Origin of the sequence: Frankia sp. AiPs1, assembly GCF_023716945.1 — a bacterium.
GTDB lineage: Bacteria > Actinomycetota > Actinomycetes > Frankiales > Frankiaceae > Frankia.
The window spans coordinates 1-5,358 of the sequence record NZ_JAMQQF010000422.1; the positions used below are offsets into that span (position 1 = coordinate 1).

Here is a 5,358-nt window from a genome sequence, read left to right on the forward strand (position 1 = left end):
GGCCTGCGAGACTTAGCACTCGGCGGTCGATGGACCGGCCCACCCGACCGCGCGCGTGCGGCGGGCGGTGCCGTCCGCGCACGCGACCGCGGGGCCGGCGCCGCCGGCGCCACAGGCGGGAACATTCGGCGCGGGGAGGGGCTGGGCAATGCAGGTCTTCGGAGTTGACGTCGGAGGAAGCGGGATCAAGGGCGCTCCGGTCAACATCGAGGACGGCACGCTGGCCGCGCCCCGATTGCGGATTCCGACCCCACAGCCCGCCGAGCCCGCCGCCGTCGCGGCGACCATCGCCGAGATCGTCAACCACTTCAGCTGGTCCGGTCCGGTGGGTGTCGCCCTGCCGTCGGTCGTCAAGAACGGCGTGGCGCTGACGGCGGCGAACATCGCGCCGTCCTGGGTCGGCACCGACATCGTCGGCGTGCTCGCCAGCGCCCTCGGCCGAGCCGACGCGGAGGCCACCTCGGTGTCGGCGCAGCCGACCGGCTCCGTCACTGCGGCGGACATCACCACGGTGAACGACGCGGACGCCGCCGGGGTCGCGGAGATGGCCTTCGGGGCGGGCCGCGACACCGCCGGGCTGGTCGTGATGACGACGTTCGGCACCGGCATCGGGACCGCCCTGTTCCTGCACGGGCAGCTCGTCCCGAACACCGAGCTCGGGCACCTGGAGATCCACGGACACGACGCGGAGACAAAGGCCTCCGACGCGGCCCGCGAACGGGAGGACCTGTCGTGGGAGAAGTGGGCGAAGCGGGTGACCCGGTACCTCAGCACGCTCGAGGCGCTGCTCTGGCCCGATCTGATCATCATCGGCGGCGGGGTCAGCAAGAAGGCCGACAAGTTCCTCGACCAGCTCGAGCTGCGCACCCGGGTGGTACCGGCGCAACTACAGAACGAGGCGGGCATCGTGGGCGCCGCGCTGTCCGGCCTGGCCGATCAGAGCCGCCCGCGCCCGACGGCGCGTCCGGCGCGGCGGCGGGGACCGGCGACCCGGCCGCCGGGCGGCCGCCGGCCGTAGGATCATTCGGCCGGCTCCCGGCCCGGACGGACAGGCCCGACTCGGTCAGACTGTGCGTGTCGTCCGCTGTCAGCCCGCCGGGCGGCCGCATCGATGGCAGGCTGTCACCTACCGGGACGCACATGCCGAAGGCGGGTTCAGGTGCGTCATGCCGATCTGCCCGCAGGCTCGTCGGCCGACCGGCGCGATGTGCGCCGCGGCGTGCCGACCCGGGCACGGTACGGCTTCGAGTGAACAGGAGGCGCCATGCGTGAGCTGAGGGCGGTCGCACTCAGCGAGGACGGCGGCTACCTCGTGCTCGCGGACGCAGGCGGCAGGACCGACGGTGAGCAGTTCCGAGTGCCGGTGGACGACCGGCTCCGGGCTGCTCTGCGCGGGATGCGCCGCAGCGAGGTGCGCACCGAAAGCGCGCTGACCCCGCGGGAGATCCAGGCCCGGCTACGTGCCGGGGAGACCGCCGCGGAGGTCGCCAGGGCCGCCGGCATACCCGTGGAGCGGGTGGAGCGCTACGAGGGTCCCGTGCTGGCCGAGCGCGCCCGCGTCGTGCAGGAGGCCCGGGCGGCGCTGCTGCCCAAGGACCCCGGCGGGGTGCCCGGGCGACCGCTCGGCGAGGTCGTCGACGCCCGGCTGATCGTCGCCCAGGACAATCCCGCCGCCGCCCAGTGGGACGCCTGGCGCCGCGTCGACGGGATCTGGCTCGTCCAGCTCACCTCGGACAGCCGCTGCGCCCGCTGGACGTGGGATCCGGTCGTGCGCCGGGTGCGCCCCCACGACGACGCCGCCCGGGCGCTCGTCGCCCCGGAAAGCACCGAACAGGCTCCCCCGCCCCCGCCCGCGCCGCCCCACCGGTTTCGGTGATGCCTCCCGGATCTCATCGTCCCGACCCCGCGGCAACCAAGGGTTTTCCCGGAGAAATTATGCAGCCTTTCACCCTCCCCGAGTTCTACGTGCCCTATCCCGCGCGGCTGAGTCCGCATCTCGAACAGGCCCGGGAACACAGCAGGGAGTGGGCCCGGGCGATGGAAATGATCGACGTTCCCCAGCACGGCATCGCGATCTGGACCGAGGCCGACCTCGACGCCCACGACTACGCCCTGCTGTGCGCCTACACCCATCCCGACGCCACCGCCGATCGCCTGAACCTGATCACCGACTGGTACGTCTGGGTCTTCTACTTCGACGACCACTTCCTTGAGCTCTACAAGAGGTCGCACGACCTGGCCGGCGCCCGGGCCTACCTCGACCGGCTCCCCGCGTTCATGCCGGTGGAGGGCGACATCACCGAGGAGCCGTCGAACCCGGTGGAGCGCGGCCTGGCCGACCTGTGGACACGGACCGTGCCGGCCCGCTCGGCCGACTGGCGGGCCCGCTTCGCGGTCAGCACCCGCAACCTGCTCGACGAGTCCCTCTGGGAACTCGAGAACATCAACGCCGCTCGGCTTTCCAACCCGATCGAGTATGTCGAGATGCGTCGCAAGGTCGGCGGTGCCCCCTGGTCGGCGAACCTCGTCGAGCATGCCGCCGATGCCGAGGTCCCGGCCCGCGTCGCCGCCACCCGCCCGTTGCAGGTGCTGCGCGACACCTTCTCCGACGCGGTGCACCTGCGCAACGACCTGTTCTCCTACGAGCGAGAGGTCACCGAGGAGGGCGAGCTCAGCAACGGGGTGCTGGTCGTGGAGCGCTTCCTCGACATCGACACGCAGGCCGCCGCCGACACCGTCAACGACCTGCTGACCTCCCGGCTGCACCAGTTCGAGCACACCGCGGCCACGGAACTGCCAGCCGTCCTCGACGAGCACGCCATCGACCCGGCGGGCCGGCTCGCGGCGCTGGCGTACGTCAAGGGTCTGCAGGACTGGCAGTCCGGCGGGCACGAGTGGCACCTGCGCTCCAGCCGCTACATGAACCGCGAGACGACCCCCGACGAGGTCGCCGGCCTCGGGCTCGCCGTCGGGTTCGGGGGGACGGGCAGCCTCGTCCCCGCCGCCGGACTGCCCGGCATCCCCGGGATCCCCAGCCTCGGCACCTCGGCCATCCGGGTCATCCCGTCGCTGCTGGCCACCGCACCGCGGCGGCTCCGGTCGTTCGCCAACGTGCCGTTCCGGGTCGTCGGTCCGACCCCGCTGCCGGAGTTCTACCTGCCATACACCAGCGGACAGAGCCCCCACCTGGACCACTCACGGGAGGAGGCCGTCCGCTGGGCGCGGTCGGTGGGCCTGCTGGACCGGGTTCCGGGCATCTGGGACGAGCACAAGCTGCGCGCGGCCGACTTCGCCCTGTGCTCGGCGGGCATCCACCCGGACGCGACCGCCGAGGAGCTCGACCTCACGACGGGCTGGCTGACCTGGGGAACCTACGCGGACGACTACTATCCGGCGATCTTCGGCGCGTCCCGGAACCTGGCCGCGGCGAAGCTGACCAACGAGCGGCTGCGTTCCTTCATGCCGGTCGACGGCCCGCTGACCGAGCTGCCGGTCAGCGCCCTGGAGCGGGGCCTCGCCGACCTGTGGGAGCGCACCACCCGAGGGATGGAACCCGCCGCGCAGGCATCGTTTCGCCGGGCAGTCGACGTGATGCTCGACAGTTGGCTGTGGGAACTGGCCAACCAGTTCCACAACCGCATCCCCGACCCCATCGACTACCTGGAGATGCGCCGCGCGACGTTCGGCTCGGACCTGACGATGAGCCTGTGCCGGCTGGCCCGCGGCAACAGCGTGCCGGCGGAGATCTTCCGGACCCGGCCGCTGCGGGCCCTGGAGAACTCGGCCGCGGACTTCGCCTGCCTGCTCAACGACCTCTACTCCTACCAGAAGGAGATCCAGTTCGAAGGTGAGATCCACAACGCGGTGCTGGTCGTCGAGAACTTCCTCGGCTGCGACCGCGACCGCGCCGTCGAGGTGGTCAACGGGCTGATGACCGCTCGGATCCGGCAGTTCGAGCACGTCGTGGACAGGGAGCTGCCCGATCTGTTCGACCGTCTCGACCTCGACGGTGAAGCCCGCGCGGCGATCGGCTCCTACGCCCGGGAGCTCCAGAACTGGTTGGCCGGCGTCCTGCGCTGGCACCAAGGGACGCACCGATATGAGGAGGCCGAACTGCGCTACCACCCCTCCGCCGATCGACGGCCCTTCGGTAGCCCAACCGGGCTAGGCACCTCCGCCGCCGACGTGCACCGGCTGGCGGCCCGCTAGCCCGCCGGTCGCCGTACCCGGCCGAACCCGGCCGAACCCGCAGGTGGGCGTGGGGTCAGCGGGTCCGCGTCGGCCGGTCGGGTTTGGTTGGCCTGCTCGCCCGATCGCATCCCTCGGGGGTACCGGCCCGGCCAGGCGTACTTCACAGAGGGTGGTCGGACGGCTCGAATTCCGGCCGAATCGTCCGGGTACAACGGATCGGTCGGGTGGCGGCGTGGGCCGCGACCGGGCGTGCCGGCGTTCGTGGTGTCGCCGCACCCCCGGTGCCCGGCACGGCGGCGCCTGGGCGCGGCCTCGGCGCGACGCAGCATCCGAGGGGGACGTGGCGTGTCCTGGAAAGCTTTGCGGGCGGGCGATCCGCCCGAAGTGGGGCCGTACCGGCTGATGGGCCGGCTCGGCAGCGGGGGCATGGGCATCGTGTACCTCGGCGTGGACGACGCGGGCACCCGTGCCGCGGTCAAGGTGATGCGAGAGGAGCACACCGCCGACGCGGCGTTCCGCCACCGCTTCCACCGGGAGGCCGCGGCGGTGGCGGCGATCGACAGCCCCCGGGTGGCGCGGCTTCTGGCCGCGGACGTGGACGGCGACCAGCCGTGGATCGCCACCGAGTACGTGGCGGGCCCCACCCTGTTCTCGTCGGTCGCCACCGGGGGGCCGCTGTCCGGTGCGGCGCTGTGGGAGGTGGCCCGCGGCCTCGCGGAGGCGCTGAGCGCCATCCACGACGCCGACGTCGTGCACCGTGACCTCAAGCCGGGCAACGTGATGCTGGCCGAGGACGGCCCGAAGGTCATCGACTTCGGGATCGTCGCCGGCCTGCCCGGCATGATGACCGCCTCGGGCGTGGTGATGGGCAGCATCGGCTACCTCGCGCCCGAACTGCTGACCACCACGCGCCGTCCCCGGCCCGCGGCCGACATCTTCTCCTGGGGCCTGACGGTGTGCTACGCCGCAAGTGGGCGACCGCCGTTCGGCGGTGGCCCCCTCGACGCGCTGCTCTACCGGACGGTCCACGGTGAGGCCGACCTCAGCGGCCTGCCCGGCCCGTTGCGCGGCGTGGTCGCCGCGAGTCTGCGCAAGAAGCCGGAACGCCGGCCGGACGCCCACCGGATCCTCACTCAGATCGCCGCCACCGCGGGCGCGGTGGCGGCC

Annotated in this window: 4 protein-coding genes; all 4 read left to right on the forward strand. The window is 72.5% G+C overall.

Annotated elements, in window-relative coordinates; genetic code table 11:
• Positions 1–148: 148 nt before the first annotated feature.
• Positions 149–1,018 (forward strand): polyphosphate--glucose phosphotransferase, encoded by an 870-nt coding sequence (gene ppgK / locus ND748_RS24415; protein WP_251748307.1) that lies wholly within the window; start codon positions 149–151, stop codon positions 1,016–1,018.
• Between the two features lie 246 nt (positions 1,019–1,264).
• Positions 1,265–1,876 (forward strand): septation protein SepH, encoded by a 612-nt coding sequence (gene sepH / locus ND748_RS24420; protein ID WP_251748308.1) that lies wholly within the window; start codon positions 1,265–1,267, stop codon positions 1,874–1,876.
• A 59-nt stretch (positions 1,877–1,935) separates the two neighbouring features.
• Complete coding sequence (locus tag ND748_RS24425) at positions 1,936–4,209, forward strand: family 2 encapsulin nanocompartment cargo protein terpene cyclase (protein ID WP_251748309.1); 2,274 nt, start codon at positions 1,936–1,938, stop codon at positions 4,207–4,209.
• A gap of 327 nt (positions 4,210–4,536) precedes the next feature.
• A partial coding sequence (locus ND748_RS24430) for a serine/threonine-protein kinase (RefSeq protein ID WP_251748311.1) occupies positions 4,537–5,358 on the forward strand: 822 nt, incomplete at its 3' end.